Origin of the sequence: Nocardia puris (assembly GCF_036051655.1) — a bacterium.
Taxonomy (GTDB): domain Bacteria; phylum Actinomycetota; class Actinomycetes; order Mycobacteriales; family Mycobacteriaceae; genus Nocardia; species Nocardia puris.
In genome coordinates, this window is sequence record NZ_CP107943.1 from 583,562 (window position 1) to 598,122 (window position 14,561).

General features: G+C 70.2%; 13 protein-coding genes and 1 riboswitch. Of the genes, 4 read left to right on the forward strand and 9 right to left on the reverse strand.

The genetic code is table 11. The annotated features are described in order from the left end of the window. Positions 1-83: 83 nt before the first annotated feature. From OHB21_RS02610 to OHB21_RS02630, 5 genes are all read right to left on the reverse strand, one after another. On the reverse strand, positions 84-959 hold the full coding sequence (locus OHB21_RS02610; protein ID WP_067512341.1) for a MaoC/PaaZ C-terminal domain-containing protein: 876 nt from the start codon (positions 957-959) through the stop codon (positions 84-86). A gap of 9 nt (positions 960-968) precedes the next feature. Further along, positions 969-1,403 (reverse strand): type II toxin-antitoxin system Rv0910 family toxin, encoded by a 435-nt coding sequence (locus OHB21_RS02615; RefSeq protein ID WP_067512339.1) that lies wholly within the window; start codon positions 1,401-1,403, stop codon positions 969-971. Positions 1,404-1,445: 42 nt separating this feature from the next. Continuing rightward, positions 1,446-2,651 (reverse strand): lipid-transfer protein, encoded by a 1,206-nt coding sequence (locus tag OHB21_RS02620; RefSeq protein ID WP_195125488.1) that lies wholly within the window; start codon positions 2,649-2,651, stop codon positions 1,446-1,448. Between the two features lie 1,043 nt (positions 2,652-3,694). Then, positions 3,695-4,333, reverse strand: a complete 639-nt coding sequence (locus OHB21_RS02625) for a TetR/AcrR family transcriptional regulator (RefSeq protein WP_067512336.1) — start codon at positions 4,331-4,333, stop codon at positions 3,695-3,697. Then, on the reverse strand, positions 4,330-5,502 hold the full coding sequence (locus tag OHB21_RS02630) for an MFS transporter (RefSeq protein WP_084538006.1): 1,173 nt from the start codon (positions 5,500-5,502) through the stop codon (positions 4,330-4,332). Before OHB21_RS02630 ends, OHB21_RS02625 begins: the two co-directional genes overlap by 4 nt. A 456-nt stretch (positions 5,503-5,958) precedes the next feature. On the opposite strand from OHB21_RS02630, the gene OHB21_RS02635 reads away from it, so the two are divergent. Then, a complete protein-coding gene (locus OHB21_RS02635) occupies positions 5,959-7,383 on the forward strand; it encodes an FAD-binding oxidoreductase (RefSeq protein ID WP_195125489.1) in 1,425 nt (474 codons plus the stop codon). A gap of 114 nt (positions 7,384-7,497) precedes the next feature. On the opposite strand, the gene OHB21_RS02640 is transcribed toward OHB21_RS02635, so the two are convergent. Further along, complete coding sequence (locus OHB21_RS02640; RefSeq protein WP_067512329.1) at positions 7,498-8,715, reverse strand: NADP-dependent isocitrate dehydrogenase; 1,218 nt, start codon at positions 8,713-8,715, stop codon at positions 7,498-7,500. A gap of 342 nt (positions 8,716-9,057) precedes the next feature. After that, positions 9,058-9,170, forward strand: a riboswitch (SAM riboswitch). 90 nt (positions 9,171-9,260) lie between these two features. On the opposite strand from OHB21_RS02640, the gene OHB21_RS02645 reads away from it, so the two are divergent. Further along, positions 9,261-10,589, forward strand: coding sequence for a bifunctional o-acetylhomoserine/o-acetylserine sulfhydrylase (locus OHB21_RS02645; protein WP_195125490.1), 1,329 nt, complete (start codon positions 9,261-9,263; stop codon positions 10,587-10,589). A gap of 71 nt (positions 10,590-10,660) precedes the next feature. Continuing rightward, the gene (gene metX, locus OHB21_RS02650) at positions 10,661-11,764 is read left to right on the forward strand and encodes a homoserine O-acetyltransferase MetX (RefSeq protein WP_067512368.1); all 1,104 of its coding nucleotides are present in this window, start codon (positions 10,661-10,663) and stop codon (positions 11,762-11,764) included. A gap of 120 nt (positions 11,765-11,884) precedes the next feature. Here the strand turns inward: metX and OHB21_RS02655 are convergent, their stop codons facing one another. After that, positions 11,885-12,130 (reverse strand): DUF3017 domain-containing protein, encoded by a 246-nt coding sequence (locus OHB21_RS02655; RefSeq protein ID WP_228790757.1) that lies wholly within the window; start codon positions 12,128-12,130, stop codon positions 11,885-11,887. A gap of 142 nt (positions 12,131-12,272) precedes the next feature. Here OHB21_RS02655 and OHB21_RS02660 point away from each other — a divergent pair, with 142 nt between their 5' ends. Beyond that, positions 12,273-12,737, forward strand: a complete 465-nt coding sequence (locus tag OHB21_RS02660; protein WP_067512325.1) for a tRNA (cytidine(34)-2'-O)-methyltransferase — start codon at positions 12,273-12,275, stop codon at positions 12,735-12,737. Between the two features lie 154 nt (positions 12,738-12,891). Here OHB21_RS02660 and OHB21_RS02665 read toward each other — a convergent pair whose 3' ends face one another. Together OHB21_RS02665 and OHB21_RS02670 are read right to left on the reverse strand one after the other, a co-directional pair. Further along, positions 12,892-13,122, reverse strand: coding sequence for a DUF167 domain-containing protein (locus OHB21_RS02665; RefSeq protein ID WP_195125491.1), 231 nt, complete (start codon positions 13,120-13,122; stop codon positions 12,892-12,894). Between the two features lie 319 nt (positions 13,123-13,441). Continuing rightward, positions 13,442-14,506: a DUF4349 domain-containing protein gene (locus tag OHB21_RS02670; RefSeq protein WP_067512323.1), complete on the reverse strand. Its 1,065-nt coding sequence runs from the start codon at positions 14,504-14,506 to the stop codon at positions 13,442-13,444. Between the last annotated feature and the right edge of the window lie 55 nt (positions 14,507-14,561).

A 14,561-nucleotide genomic window follows, 5' to 3' on the forward strand; every position in this document is an offset into this window, starting at 1 on the left:
CCGCGCGACGAGCGGAGCGGAACGGGGGAAGGTCGGGGGCCCTGTGTGGTCACGCCGCACTACCGCCGTCGGGCCCGGCCCGGTCAGTCGGCGATCTCGGCGAGTCCGTCGCTCAGGACCACGTCCGTGCCGCGCACGGTCTCGAAGGCGTAGGTGGTCACGCCGTCGGCCGAGCCCGCCCGCCACACGCGGGTCTCGAGATCGTCACCGGGGAAGACCAGGCCGGCGAAGCGCACCGTGAACCGGCGCAGCCTGGACACGTCGGACCCGGCCACCTCGGTGAGCACCGCCCACGACGCGAACGCCATGGTGCACAGCCCGTGCGCGATGATGCCGGGCAGCCCGGCGTCCTTGGCGACCTGCTCGTCCAGGTGGATCGGCACCGGATCGCCCGAGGCGGGCGAGTACCGGAACGTCTGGTCGTCGTCCACGTGCTGGGCCACCGCGGCGAGCGGTTCCCGCTCCCGCAGCGCCTCGTCGAACTTGTGCGGCGGTGCGGCCTCGCCGACGGACTTGCCCGCGTCGATCCCGCGGAAGAACGCCGTGAGGTACTGCTCGTTGACGAGTTCGCCGTCCTCGGCGCGGCATTCGATGTGGATGGTGATGGTGCTGCCGTTGGACCGCGCCGCGTAGCCGATGGCCCTGGCCCGCGACACCAGCTTGTCACCGGGCCGGATCGGGCGGTGGAAATGGAAGTCCTGCTCGCCGTGCACGACCCGGCCGAAGATGTCCATCGGCGCGACCTCGATCACCGGCATCATCATGGCCTCGAAGACCGGGACGATCGCGAACACCGGGGAGGCGATCGCGCCCGCGCGGTGCGCCTCGATCGGGTCGTTGGTGGCGGCGGCGTATTCGGCGATGCGCTCGGCGGTCACCTCGAAACTCTCGTCGTCGGACCAGGTGTTCAATCCCGCGTCGTCGAATTCGACGACGCGGGCGGTGGTTTCGGCGGTCATCGCGCGCCCCTACGCCGAGGCCAGCGCGTCGAGTTGCTCGAGCGAGCGGTCCAGCTGCCGGATGCCGTCCTTCTCGACCGCCTTGCCGAGCGCGCCCTTGATGAGGGCGCCCTCGAAGTCGCCGGACACCACGATCACGCTGCCGTCGCCCTTGGGCTGGATATCGAAGGTGAATTCGGTCTTCACCCCGGCCATGCCGGTGCCGCCGAGGGTCAGCTTGCTCGGCGCGTCCACCGACTTGATGGTCCACTCCAGCTTGTTGGCCATTCCGAGCATCACGATCTTGGCGACCAGCTTCGAGCCCTCGGTGAGCGTGGCGGGCGGCTCCTCCATGAACCGTTCGTGGATGGTGAACCACTTGTCCCAGGTCTGCGGGTCGGCGACGACGGCCCACAGGGCCTCGGGGGTGGCGCTGACGTCCTTGGTGGCTTCGATGTGTCCCATGGCGTGACTCCTGTGTCGAACGATGCTGGGGTACTGGAGGTTTCAGCGCTCGGCGCGCTGGTAGGCGGTGACGACGGCGGCGCCGCCGAGGCCGATGTTGTGCTGGAGCGCGGCGGTGACGCCCTCGACCTGCCGCTTGTCCGCGGCGCCGCGCAGCTGCCAGGTGAGTTCGCTGCACTGGGCCAGGCCCGTCGCGCCGAGCGGGTGCCCCTTGGAGATGAGCCCGCCGGACGGGTTGACGACCCAGCGGCCGCCGTAGGTGGTCTGCCCCTCGTCGATGAGCTTGCCGGCCTCGCCCTCGGCGCACAGGCCCAGCGCCTCGTAGAGCAGCAGCTCGTTGGCGGAGAAGCAGTCGTGCAGCTCGATGACCTGGAAGTCCTCGGGGCCGAGGCCGGCCTGGTCGTAGACCTTGCGCGCGGCCTGGACGTTCATGTCGTAGCCGATGAGGTTCTTGGCGGTACCGTCGAAGGTGGAGCCGAAGTCGGTGGTCATCGTCTGTCCGACGATCTCCACGGCCTGCCCGGCCAGGCCGTGCCGGTCCACGAAGGCCTCGCTCGCGAGGATCACCGCGCCCGATCCGTCCGAGGTGGGCGAGCACTGCAGCTTGGTGAGCGGGTCGTAGATCATCCGCGAGCCGAGGATGTCGTCGAGGCTGTACTCGTCCTGGAACTGCGAGTACGGATTGTTCACCGAATGCTTGTGGTTCTTGAACCCGATCTTGGCGAAATGCTCGGCGGTGGTGCCGAATTCCTTCATATGCTCGCGGCCCGCCGCGCCGAACATCCACGGCGCCACGGGGAACAGCACCTCGGAGATCTCGGCCAGCGCCATGATGTGCTTGGCCATCGGCTGTTCTCGGTCGTCCCAGGTGGACCCGAGCGACCCTGGCTGCATCTTCTCGAAACCGAGCGCCAGCGTGCAGTCGGCGAGCCCGCCGCGCACGGCCTGCGCCGCGAGATAGAGCGCGGTGGATCCGGTGGAACAGTTGTTGTTCACGTTCACCACGGGGATGCCGGTCATGCCCAGCTCGTAGACGGCGCGCTGCCCGGAGGTGGACTCACCGTAGACGTACCCGACGTAGGCCTGTTCCACCTCGCGATAGTCGATGCCCGCGTCGGCCAGGGCCTTGGTCCCCGACTCGCGCGCCATATCCGGGTAGTCCCAGTCGCTGCCGTCCTCGTTCTTGCGGCGGCCCGGCTTCTCGAACTTCGTCATGCCGACGCCGACGACGTAGACCTTGTTCGCCATCGAACTCCTCATTTCCCGCCCGCGCGCCCTGCCGCAGGCGGAGATCGCTGCCCGATCCCGACCGGATCGACTGAAAACAAACATACGGAGATGTATGTAAGTGCGCAAGGGTGCGCGGCCGACACACGCCCGAGATCGCGAGCATCCTGCGAGTTGCTGGACCGACACGACGTACAGATGACCTTGTTCTGGAAACCATCGGCCGGAGTCAAGCAACGCGCCGACCGGATGCGACCTTCAGCCGGGCGCCACCGGCTTCCACCACGGCCCCGACTCGCGACCCCTGCGACGCGCGCGACGCTCGCCGCAATCGAAACCGCCGCCGCGCCGATCGCCCGCGGGGCGAGTCCTCGCGGGCGCAGGCTCAGGCGCAGGACGCCGCCGTCCGCATCTCGCCACCCGCCCGGCCCACTCCCGAAGCAGATTTCGCCCGAGCGTCCGAGTCCCGGTGGGCCGGTACGGCCACCGTTGCACTATGTCCCGCATCCTCGAGGCTTGCGCCGAGATCGTCGACGGAATCGGCTTCCGTGCGCGATGGCACCGAGTTCGTCGACGGGGCGGAGGGATCGACAGGTACCGTCGCGCACACATGGCCGTGGACGCGGCCGGCACGTTCCAGCGACGGGCACCCGCATCACGTACGCGTTCAGGAATGGGCTCGGCCGAGCGCTATCCCGCGCGCACCGGAGCGCCCACCGCCGGATCCGGTGCGACCGGGCGCAGAGGGCGTCCATCAGCTGCGGGGCCACCGCGCGCAAGGGCGTCCGCTGCGGCCGGGTGAAGTTCTCCGGGCCGGTTCTTCCATTTCGCGGGCGAGATCAGGTCAGCGCGATGTACTCGGTCGAGAGGTACTCCTCGATGCCGGGTCAGAGCATCGAACGAATCACGAAAGGCCGCAACCGATCTCGGGCCTGCCTCGATCGGACTCGATCACGATCCACGCCGGGATGCCGAACTTCGGCGATCTGCCCGATGCGGCGGAAGCGCCCGCCCGATCGGGCGGGACAGGCAACCCGAGCCGGCGGGCAGCAGCGAGTGGTAGCTCAGTCCGTCACCCGGACGAAGGCCGCGTCGGCGGCCGCGCGGAGGTTGGCGCAGGCGCGGGACCAGCGGCGGCGGGCGCGGTCGGGATCGGGTTCGATGAAGTTGGAGATGAGGATGCCGCGCAGGGCGTCCATGGCGGTGTACACGAAGTCGCGGGCGTCCTTGCGGCGCACCTCGTCGGGGACGAACCGGGCGACCGCCATGAGCACCGCGTTATTGACGAACGGCTCGACCTTCTCCATCGCCGAGGCGAGCGCCGGGTCGGTTCGGCCCGCCACCCACAGCTCGACCGTCGCGATGTACAAGGGCCCCTGGTGCAGTTCCCACAGGAAGTCCAGTGCCGCGCCCACCGGGTCGGCGCCGTCCTGCACCCGCGACATCTCGCGCATCGCGGATTCCGCGCGCCGCTGCGCGAGGTGGCTGATGGCGGCGATCACCAGGTCGGTCTTGGAACCGAAATGGTGCACCTGGGCACCGCGGGTGACGCCGGCGCGTTCGGCCACGCGCGGCGTGGTGGTGCCCGCGTATCCGTACTCGACCAGGCAGTCGATGGTGGCGTCGAGCAGGCGCGTGCGCATCTCGCTGCTGCGCTGCTCCTGGGTCCGGCGCTGCGGCCGGTCCGCCGCGGTCCTGGTCATTCCGACGATTCTACGCTTACATGCACAGCTGTATGTGTTGGGCGGCGCGCGGCCAGCACGGTCACGGCGAACAGCGCCAGCCCGGCCACCGCCAGAGCGGCGCCCACGGCGGCGGGCGCGGTGTAGCCGAGTCCGGCGGCGATCACCACGCCGCCCAGCCAGGCCCCTGCCGCGTTGGCGATATTGAGGGCGGCGTGGTTGAGCGCGGCGGCAAGGGTCTGGGCATCGGCGGCCACGTCCATCAGACGGGTCTGCAACCCCGGCGCGAGCGACGCGCCGGTCGCGCCCACCAGGAACGCGCCGATCCCGGCGGTGACCGGGTGGTGCGCGGCGGCGATGAAGCCGGCGAGCACCACGGCCATGGCGATCATGGCGTAGAACACCGCGCGGTCGACGCCGCGGTCGGCCAGCACGCCGCCGACGATATTGCCCGCGACCATGCCCAGCCCGAACAGCATGAGCACCACCGGCACCAAGCCGAGGGACATGCCCGCCACATCGGTGAGGGTGGTGGTGATGTAGGTGTACACGGCGAACATGCCGCCGAAGCCGATGGCGCCGACGCCCAGGGTGAGCAGCACCTGCGGGCGGCGCAGCGCGCCGAGTTCGGTGCGCGGGTCGGAAGTACGCAGGCCGGTGAGGTCGGGCACGTAGCGAACGAGCGCCGCTACCGTGGCGACGCCGATCACCGCGACCACCACGAACGCGTCCCGCCAGCCGAGGTGCTGACCGAGCCAGGTGGCGGCGGGAACGCCGACAACGTTGGCGGCGCTCAACCCCAGCATAACCGCGGCAACCGCTTTCGCGCGCTGACCCGCCGGTGCCAGAGAGGCCGCAGCCAGGGAGGCGACACCGAAGTACGCGCCGTGCGGCAGCCCGGAGACGAACCGCGCCGCGATGAGGGACTCGAACGTCGGGGCCAGCACGGTGGCCGCGTTACCCAGGGTGAACGCCACCATCAGTGCGATCAGCAACCGCTTGCGCGGCACCCGCGCGCACAGCGCGGCCAGCAGCGGCGCGCCGATCACCACGCCCAGCGCGTACGCGGAGACGGCATGCCCCGCGGTGGGCTCGGAGACGCTCATGGCCGACGCGATATCCGGCAGCAAACCCATGGTGACGAACTCGGTGGTGCCGATGCCGAAGCCGCCGAGCGCCAACGCCAGCATCGCGGGGATGTGCCAGGAGGTGCGCTCGAGCTCGGGCGGGGCGGTGGGCTGGGTGGTGGCTGCCGGACTCGTCACGGGTTCTTACAACCACCCCGCCCTCGCGTCCGCATCCCCGGATCGACGTGAGTTCCGACACCGCCGACCAAGATCATTCCCGCAGCTCACCGACATATCCGGCAAACCGGACGAGACCGCGACACTGTCGGCCACCGCCGGCGGCCACTCCCAACCCAGCTGAACCGTCGAGGCGACTCGACGACATCGGCACACCACGGCGGGCACGGTTTCCAGCATCCGGGCCGACGGGCCCGTATCCGCGCCGCCCCACGCTCCGTGCCCCCACACAAGAATCCACCCTCACCGACCGGACACCCCTCCGGATTCCCCTCGGAATGACGCGATCCTGCGCCGCGCGCCCCTAGACTCCCGCCCATCGTCACTCGATTCTCTCGCGGCGTGTTCCTGCGCGCGGCGCTCGGAGCCGGGGCGGCCACGGCGGTCGGCTCGGTGCTCGGCGCGCCCGCGGCGGGCGATCCGGTCACCTCCGGGTCGGGCGGCATGCCGGACTGGGAGGGCCTGCGGCGCGGACTGCGTGGACGGTTGCTGCTGCCGTGGGAGCCGGACTACTTCCCCGCGAAACTGCTGCACGACACCCGATTCGACGCCATGCTGCCCGCCGCCGTCGTGCGCGCTGCCGACGAGGATGACGTGTCGGCGGCCGTATCCTTCGCCGCCGCCCACCACCTCACGGTCGCGCCGCGCGGCGGCGGCCACTCGTATGTGGGCGCGTCGGCCGCCGACCGGACGCTCGTCCTCGACCTGCGTGACCTGAACGCCGTTCGTCTCGACTCCGGGAACGCGCACCTCGGCGGCGGCGCGCTCATCGCCCAGGCGCAGGACGCCCTCGGCGCGCACGGGCGCACGATCCCGCTCGGCACCTGCCCGACGGTCGGCGTGACCGGGCTGGCGCTCGGCGGCGGCATCGGCGTCGATTCCCGGGCGCGCGGCCTCACCTGCGACCGACTGCTCGGCGCGCGGGTGGTACTACCCGACGGGACCAAGGCCGAGGTGTCCGCGACCGACCATCCTGACCTGTTCTGGGCGTTGCGCGGCGGCGGCCGCTGCGCAGTCGTCACCGAACTCACCGTCGCCACCCATCCCGCCGAATCGAAAGACCTGACGCGCCTGAGCTTTCCGGGTGAAGCGGCCGCGCGGACGCTGCTCGGCTGGGCGAACTGGCTCGCGACGGCGAGCCGCGCACAGTGGGCCAACGTGGAGGTCCGCGCCGACGGGCACGGCGGCGTGGCGTGTGTCGTCCTGCTGGTCGGCCCAGCGGGAACGGGCTCCGGCGCGGCGGCGGGCCTGGCCCGAGCGATCGGTGCCCAGCCGACTACCGCCGAAACGCGCACCCTCGAACACGCGGCCACCGCACTCGAATTGGCCGGCGGCACCCGCACCCCGTCGCGCACCAGCCTCGCCGCCGGATCGGACGTCCTGACCGACCTCACCCCCGACGCGGCGGACGCTCTCGTCGCCGCCGTGACCGACCGCTCCCGCACCGGCGGCTCCGGCGGCGCGCTGGTCGACCCCCTCGACGGCGCGGTCCGCGACATTCCGGCGAACGCCACCGCCTTCCCTTGGCGCACCCACACCGCCCTGGTCCAGTGGATCGTCTACAACCCCACCGACCACGCCGCGGCCACCGAATGGATAGCGCGAGCGCATCACAGAGTCGGCCCCCACTCGGCGGGCGGATACCTCAACTACCCGGAAGTGGGCCACCCCGCGCACCGCTATCTGGCCGGTAACCACGCCCGCCTGCGCGATATCGCGAACACCATCGACCCGGACCACCGCATCGGCGTCCACCCCGCACTCTGATCAACCGGCAACCGCTCCACCCCCGAAAACACGTCGGGCACCCGTTCGCCGCAAGGGCGGGCGGGTGCCCGGTTCACCCGGGGTCGGGCGCACGGCCCGGCCCCGGTGCACAGATCAGCGCAGTGCGCGCGCCAGGTTCGCGTCGAGCGCGCCGAGGAACTCCTCGGTGGTCAGGTACCCCTGGTCGCCGCCGACGAGCAGCGCGAGGTCCTTGGTCATCTGGCCGCCCTCGACGGTCTTGATGACAACGTCCTCGAGCGTCTGCGCGAAGCCGATCACCTCGGGGGTGTTGTCCAGCTTGCCGCGGTGCTCGAGACCGCGGGTCCAGGCGAAGATCGACGCGATCGGGTTGGTCGAGGTGGGCTTGCCCTGCTGGTGCTGGCGGTAGTGCCGGGTGACGGTGCCGTGCGCGGCCTCCGCCTCACAGGTCTTGCCGTCCGGGGTGAGCAGCACCGAGGTCATCAGGCCCAGCGAGCCGAAGCCCTGCGCGACCGTGTCCGACTGCACGTCGCCGTCGTAGTTCTTGCAGGCCCACACGTAGCCGCCCTCCCACTTCATGGAGGAGGCGACCATGTCGTCGATGAGGCGGTGCTCGTAGGTCAGGCCCGCGGCGTCGAACTGGGTCTTGAACTCGGCGTCGAAGATCTCCTGGAAGGTGTCCTTGAACATGCCGTCGTAGGCCTTCAGGATGGTGTTCTTGGTCGACATGTAGACCGGGTAGTTCTGCTGCAGGCCGTAGTTGAACGACGCCCGCGCGAAGTCCACGATCGACTTCTTGAAGTTGTACATGCCCATGACGACGCCGCCGTCCTCGGGCATCTTCACGACCTCGTGCACGATCGGCTCGCTGCCGTCCTCGGGGGTGAAGGTCAGCGTGACCGTGCCGGCCTGGAACACCTTGAAGTCGGTGGCGCGGTACTGGTCGCCGAAGGCGTGACGACCGATGATGATCGGCTTGGTCCATCCGGGCACCAGGCGCGGCACGTTCGAGATGATGATCGGCGCGCGGAAGATGGTCCCGCCGAGAATGTTGCGGATGGTGCCGTTGGGCGAGCGCCACATCTTCTTGAGGCCGAATTCCTCGACCCTGGCCTCGTCCGGGGTGATGGTGGCGCACTTGACGCCCACGCCGTGGCGCTTGATGGCCTCGGCCGCATCGATGGTGACCTGGTCGTCTGTCTTGTCCCGGTACTCGATCCCCAGGTCGTAGTACTCGAGGTTCACGTCGAGGTACGGGTGGATCAGCTTGTCCTTGATGAACTGCCAGATGATCCGGGTCATCTCGTCGCCGTCGAGTTCTACGACGGTGCCTTCAACCTTGATCTTGGACATGGATCTTCGTGTCCTCCTAGGATGGTGCCCTCATTGCACGGCCAGGCGAACACGCTTGTGAGCGGACCCCAGCTGTTCAACAGACAACGTATATGCCCCGCGGTGTTTGCGGGACGCGTGGTGCAAACAAGACAAGCGTACTGCTGTCGGAGTCCTCACCGCTCGGGGAGGGCCCGTTGTGCGGACTGTGACGAACCTCCGACCCGCGGATCACCTGTGATCCGCACCACTTTCACCATCATGACATCCGGCCGCGACCTGCGCGTCGCGGGTGCGGCCGGTGCGCGGCCTCTCCGGGGAGGGATTTCGGCCGACGGCGGGCGCCAGCTAACATGTCGGTCAGGTCATGAGTGCCAACGCCAAGCCCCGGCTCGTTGGCCGGCAACCCTCCAGCTGCGGTGGGGTGCTCCGGGTGAGGACCTGGCCACCCGACGGCCGGGTGGCAAGCGCACCAGCAGGAGGTTCCCGGAAATGTGTTGCTGTAGTCGATAGACCGCATCCTCGATTCCCTTGAATTCCGGCGAAACTCCGTGGAGACCAACACCATGACCGACAACGCATCGGCCGAGTTCGACCCTGCCCAGTGGTCCTTCGAGACCAAGCAGATCCATGCGGGCCAGGCCCCCGACGCCGCCACCAACGCCAGGGCGCTGCCGATCTACCAGACGACGTCCTACACCTTCCGCGACACCGATCACGCGGCGGCGCTGTTCGGCCTGGCCGAACCGGGCAACATCTACACCCGCATCGTCAACCCCACCCAGGACGTGGTGGAGCAGCGCATCAACGCGCTCGAGGGCGGCGTCGCGGCGCTGCTGCTGGCCTCCGGCCAGGCCGCGGAGACCTTCGCCATCCTGAACCTGGCGAACTCGGGCGACCACATCGTCTCCAGCCCGCACCTCTACGGCGGCACCTACAACCTCTTCCACTACTCGCTGCCCAAGCTCGGCATCGAGGTGTCCTTCGTCGAGGATCCCGATGATCTGGAGCAGTGGAAGGCCGCGATCCGGCCGAACACCAAGGCCTTCTTCGGCGAGACGGTCGCCAACCCGAGCAGCTCGGTCCTCGACATTCCCGGCATCGCCGGTGTCGCGCACGCCGCGGGCATCCCGCTCATCGTGGACAACACCGCCGCCACCCCGTACCTGATCCAGCCGCTGAAGCACGGCGCCGACATCGTGGTCCACTCGGCCACCAAGTACCTCGGCGGGCACGGCACGGCCATCGCGGGCGTGATCGTGGACGGCGGCACCTTCGACTGGACGGTCACCGACGAGCAGGGCGACGCCCGCTTCCCCGGCTTCACCACCGCCGACCCCAGCTACCACGGTGTGGTGTTCGCCGACCTCGGCGCGCCGGCGTTCGCGCTCAAGGCGCGGGTGCAGCTGCTGCGCGATCTGGGTTCGGCCGTGTCGCCGTTCAACGCCTTCCTGATCAGCCAGGGCATCGAGACGCTGAGCCTGCGCATCGAGCGCCACGTGCAGAACGCCAAGGCCGTGGCCGAGTTCCTCAGCGAGCACCCCGCCGTGGAGAAGGTCCACTACGCGGGCCTGCCGTCCTCGCCGTGGTACGAGCGCGGGCAGCAGCTGGCGCCCAAGGGTGTCGGTTCGATCGTGTCGTTCGAGCTGCGCGGCGGCGTGGACGCGGGCAAGAAGTTCGTCAACGCGCTCACCCTGCACAGCCACGTCGCCAATATCGGCGACGTGCGCTCGCTGGTGATCCACCCGGCGTCGACCACGCATTCCCAGCTCACGCCCGAGGAGCAGGTCACCACGGGCGTCACGCCCGGCCTGGTGCGCCTGGCCGTGGGCATCGAGGGGATCGACGACATCCTGGCCGACCTGCGAGCCGGTTTCGAAGCGGCCACGACGTGACCGTGAGCACCGATCAGGGCTACGCCCGGCCGTCGCGGCCGGCGGACGGTTCCGCGCCTTCGGGTGCGGAACTGCTGCCGCCGCCCGACGGCAGGCTGGGTCTCGTCGAGATCGGGGACGTGCGGCTGGAGAGCGGCGCGGTCATCCCCGATGTGCATCTCGCGGTGCAGCGGTGGGGCGAGCTGTCGCCCACGCTGGACAACGTGGTGCTCGTCGAGCACGCCCTGACCGGTGACTCGCACGTGGTCGGCCCGCCCGGCGGTGTCCACCAGCAGCCCGGCTGGTGGGACGGCATGGTCGGGCCGGGCGCGCCCATGGACACCGGCGAGTGGTGCGTCATCGCGGCGAACGTCCTGGGCGGCTGCAAGGGCAGCACCGGCCCGTCTTCGCTCGCGCCCGACGGCACTCCGTGGGGTTCGCGTTTCCCGTCCATCTCCATCCGCGATCAGGTGCGTGCCGAGGCGGCGCTCATGGACCGGCTGGGCGTCGAGCGGCTGGCCGCGGTGGTCGGCGGCTCGATGGGCGGGATGCGGGTGCTGGAGTGGATGATCGGCGCGCCCGAGCGCGTGGCCGCCGCGCTGGTGCTGGCCGTCGGCGCGCGCGCCACGGCCGACCAGATCGGCACCCAGACCACCCAGATCGCCGCCATCAAGGCCGATCCGGACTGGCAGGGCGGCGACTACCACCACACCGATCGCGCGCCGACGACCGGTATGGGCATCGCGCGGCGCATCGCGCACCTCACCTACCGCACCGAGGGCGAGCTCGACCACCGCTTCGCCAACCAGGCGCAGGAGGGGGAGGATCCCCTGGCGGGCGGCCGGTACGCGGTGCAGAGCTACCTGGAGTACCAGGCCGAAAAGCTGTGCAGGCGTTTCGATCCCGCCACCTACGTGTTGCTGAGTGAGGCCATGAACCGCCACGACGTGGGGCGCGGGCGCGGCGGTATCGAGACCGCGCTCGCCGGCACCCCCGTGCCGTGCGTGGTGGGCGGTGTCGACTCCGACCGCCTCTACCCGCTGCACACCCAGCAGGAGCTGGCCGATCTGCTCCCCGGCTGCGCCGGCCTCGAGGTGGTGCACTCCCGCGACGGCCACGACGGATTCCTCACCGAGGCCGCCGCCGTGTCGAAGCTGCTCACCGAGACCATGCGGCTGGCGCGCGAGAACCGCTGAGCGCCGGACGTTTTCGTCAGCTCGTCGCGCGAGTTCCGTTCGGCGCACGATGGTTTCCCGAGACCGACGTACCCGCCGATGGTGGGTGGCGATACCTGGCGTGGGCGCTGACGCCCGGATTCAGCCGACGCCGAGAGTGTTGATCGTCGCCGCGAGGAAGACGATCGAAGAGCCGAGCAGGCTCAGAGCCGCCACGTCGAAGGGCTTGCTGCGCACCGCGAGCAGGCCCACCCGCACGGTCGGCAGGCAGAGCCGGAAGGCCGCGGCGAGCAGGGCCGCGCCGCCGAAGAACAGCGCGCCGCGCCGCCAGCGGTCGGAGGCGACGAAGACGATCGCGACCACGATGACGAGCGAGACCACGACCATCGGCAGGTGACAGCGCAGGAAGTGCGCGGCCCGTCCGCCGCCCGTGTTGCGCCCGGCCGGCGCGTCGAGATCGGTCACGGCACCGATTCTCGCAGACGCCCACCCGAGACCCGTCCCGCCCCGCATGACAAGCTGATGTGCTGTGCTGAAGCTGATGTTCCACGAGCCGTGCATCCCGGGCAACACCGGTAACGCGATCCGGCTGGCCGCGGGCACCGGGTGCGAGTTGCACCTGGTGGAGCCGCTGGGGTTCGACCTCTCGGAGTCGAAGCTGCGCCGCGCGGGCCTGGACTACCACGACCTGGCCTCGGTCACCGTGCACAAGGACCTCGAGGCCGCGTGGGCGGCGCTGCGCCCCGACCGCGTGTTCGCCTTCACCACCAAGGCCACGACCCGCTACACCGATATCGCCTACCGGCGCGGTGACGTGCTGCTGTTCGGCGCCGAGCCCTCCGGCCTGCCCGATCACGTGCTCGCCGACCCGCACATCACCGACGAAGTGCGCATCCCGATGCTGCCGGGGCGGCGGTCCATGAATCTGGCCAATGCCGCATCGGTCGCCGTGTACGAGGCGTGGCGGCAGTTCGGGTTCCCCGGCGCGGTGTGAACGGCGGACGATCTCCGTCGCCCCGACGCGTGCTCCTCGTGCGCTGCACGGTGCCTGGCTTCTACCGCCCGGTCCGGTGCCGCGCGTCAAGGGCTTCCGCGAAAGCCGGACTCGACATCGTCGCGCGGGTTGTGGCGGCCCCGCCGGGGGCCCGTCAGTCGGCGATCTCGAAACGTTTGAAGCGGGAGGTGGCGCCCGCCGCGAGCCGGATGGACGACTTGGGCACGCCGAAGTGCTCGGCGAGGAGTTCGATGGCGGCCTTGTTGGCCTTGCCCTCCACGGCCGGGGCGCGAACATAGAGCTGGAGGGTGCCGTCGGGTTGCGTCTCGATCAGCGGACCCTTGCGACTGTTCGGCTTGATCGTCACCCGCACTACGGTCGGCACCAGGGGCTCCTTGATTCGTGCTCGCACAGGGGGAATCGGCGGGTGCGCCCGTGATTCAGCGCGCCCGTGATTCAGCGCGTCCGCATTTCGGTGCGGTCGCCGCCGTTGCGGTCGGTGCTCCGGCAGGTGAGGCGCCTTCTCGAAGCCGGCGTCGGCGGGCCGGCGGGGCAGCGGCCTGAACCGCCGTGTGCCCGCGTCGGCGCCGCCGTTGGCGTGGTGCGCGTCCGCGGCATGCCAGACCGTGCGGCTGCCGGATTCGACCGGCATGGTGGCGATTTCGGCGTCGGCACGTCGGTGCCGGTGGGGCGTCTTCGGCACGTCAAGACTTTTCGGTGCGGTTCTCGCCGTTCTCCTGGTCCGCGCCGGAACCCGCCGCATCACCTGCGGCAGTGCCGGATTCGGCGGGGGCGGTGCCGGACTCGGCAGGCGCGGTCCCCGACCCGGTAGGCGTCGCCGTGCCTGATCCGGCAGGGGCACCGGTTTCGGTGGGCGCGGAGGCCGGGGCGCCCGCACCCTGCGCATGAGCACCACGCGACGACCGCGACTTGCGGCGGATCACGCGGACGAGGGCGTACCCGATCGCGCCGAGGACCGCGAGGAAACCGACCCACGGAATCGCCTTGCCCACGAACACGATCGCGTCCTTGCCCCAGTCCACGAACGAGTTCCAGCCCGCGGCGAGGCCTTCGAAGAAGTTGCTCGGATCGTCGGAGGAGGTCTCGGCGTCGGTGGTGATCTGAATCGTGAGGGTGGACAGCGCGACCTGGTCGTCGAGGCGGCGCTTCTGCGCGACGAGACTGTCGAGTTCACCCTGCCGATCCGACAGCGCCTCCTCGGCGGCGAGGAGATCGGCGGTGTCGGCGGCGGTTTCGATGAGGGCGCGCAAGCGGTCCACCGAGGCGCGCAGCGCGGCGATCCTGGCGTCCAGATCTTCCCACTGCATGGTGACGTCGTCGCGGTTGACGGTCACGCTGGTGAGCGTGCCGAGGCCGCCGAGCCCGTCGAGGAACTCGTCGGTCTTGTCGGCGGGCACGCGCACGGTGAGCGAGGCGCTGGGATCGAGGTCGTCGGTGCCCGGCTGTTCGGTGCGGCTGTCCACTCGCCCGCCCGCCCGCCGCACCTGGTCGATCACCTGCGCGGCGGCGCCGATCGGATCACCCGAGGTGATCTCGACGTTGCCGCTCACCACCTCCTTGCGGTCCACGGTCTCGGGCGCCTGCTGCCGCTGGTCCGGCACCCCCTGCTCGCGCAACCCGGGCGGTGCGACGGGCGCGACCGTGGCGAGCCCCGGCGCGCTCCCGTCGGACCGCTCGTCGTCCCCACCGCACCCGACCAGCAGCCCCATCCCGAGCAGTCCGGCACACACCACCGCAAGCGTTCGCATACTCGCAGGGTAACCGCCCCGGCGAACCCGGTCACCGATCCGCGCGCAATCCCGT

Excerpts from the sequence above, each read along its gene's own strand:
- OHB21_RS02610 (WP_067512341.1), bottom strand. The coding sequence starts at position 959 with ATGACCGCCGAAACCACCGCCCGCGTCGTCGAATTCGACGACGCGGGA.
- OHB21_RS02615 (WP_067512339.1), bottom strand. The coding sequence starts at position 1,403 with ATGGGACACATCGAAGCCACCAAGGACGTCAGCGCCACCCCCGAGGCC.
- OHB21_RS02620 (WP_195125488.1), bottom strand. The coding sequence starts at position 2,651 with ATGGCGAACAAGGTCTACGTCGTCGGCGTCGGCATGACGAAGTTCGAG.
- OHB21_RS02625 (WP_067512336.1), bottom strand. The coding sequence starts at position 4,333 with ATGACCAGGACCGCGGCGGACCGGCCGCAGCGCCGGACCCAGGAGCAG.
- OHB21_RS02630 (WP_084538006.1), bottom strand. The coding sequence starts at position 5,502 with ATGCTGGCGTTGGCGCTCGGCGGCTTCGGCATCGGCACCACCGAGTTC.
- OHB21_RS02640 (WP_067512329.1), bottom strand. The coding sequence starts at position 8,715 with ATGTCCAAGATCAAGGTTGAAGGCACCGTCGTAGAACTCGACGGCGAC.
- OHB21_RS02645 (WP_195125490.1), top strand. The coding sequence starts at position 9,261 with ATGACCGACAACGCATCGGCCGAGTTCGACCCTGCCCAGTGGTCCTTC.
- OHB21_RS02655 (WP_228790757.1), bottom strand. The coding sequence starts at position 12,130 with ATGGTCGTGGTCTCGCTCGTCATCGTGGTCGCGATCGTCTTCGTCGCC.
- OHB21_RS02670 (WP_067512323.1), bottom strand. The coding sequence starts at position 14,506 with ATGCGAACGCTTGCGGTGGTGTGTGCCGGACTGCTCGGGATGGGGCTG.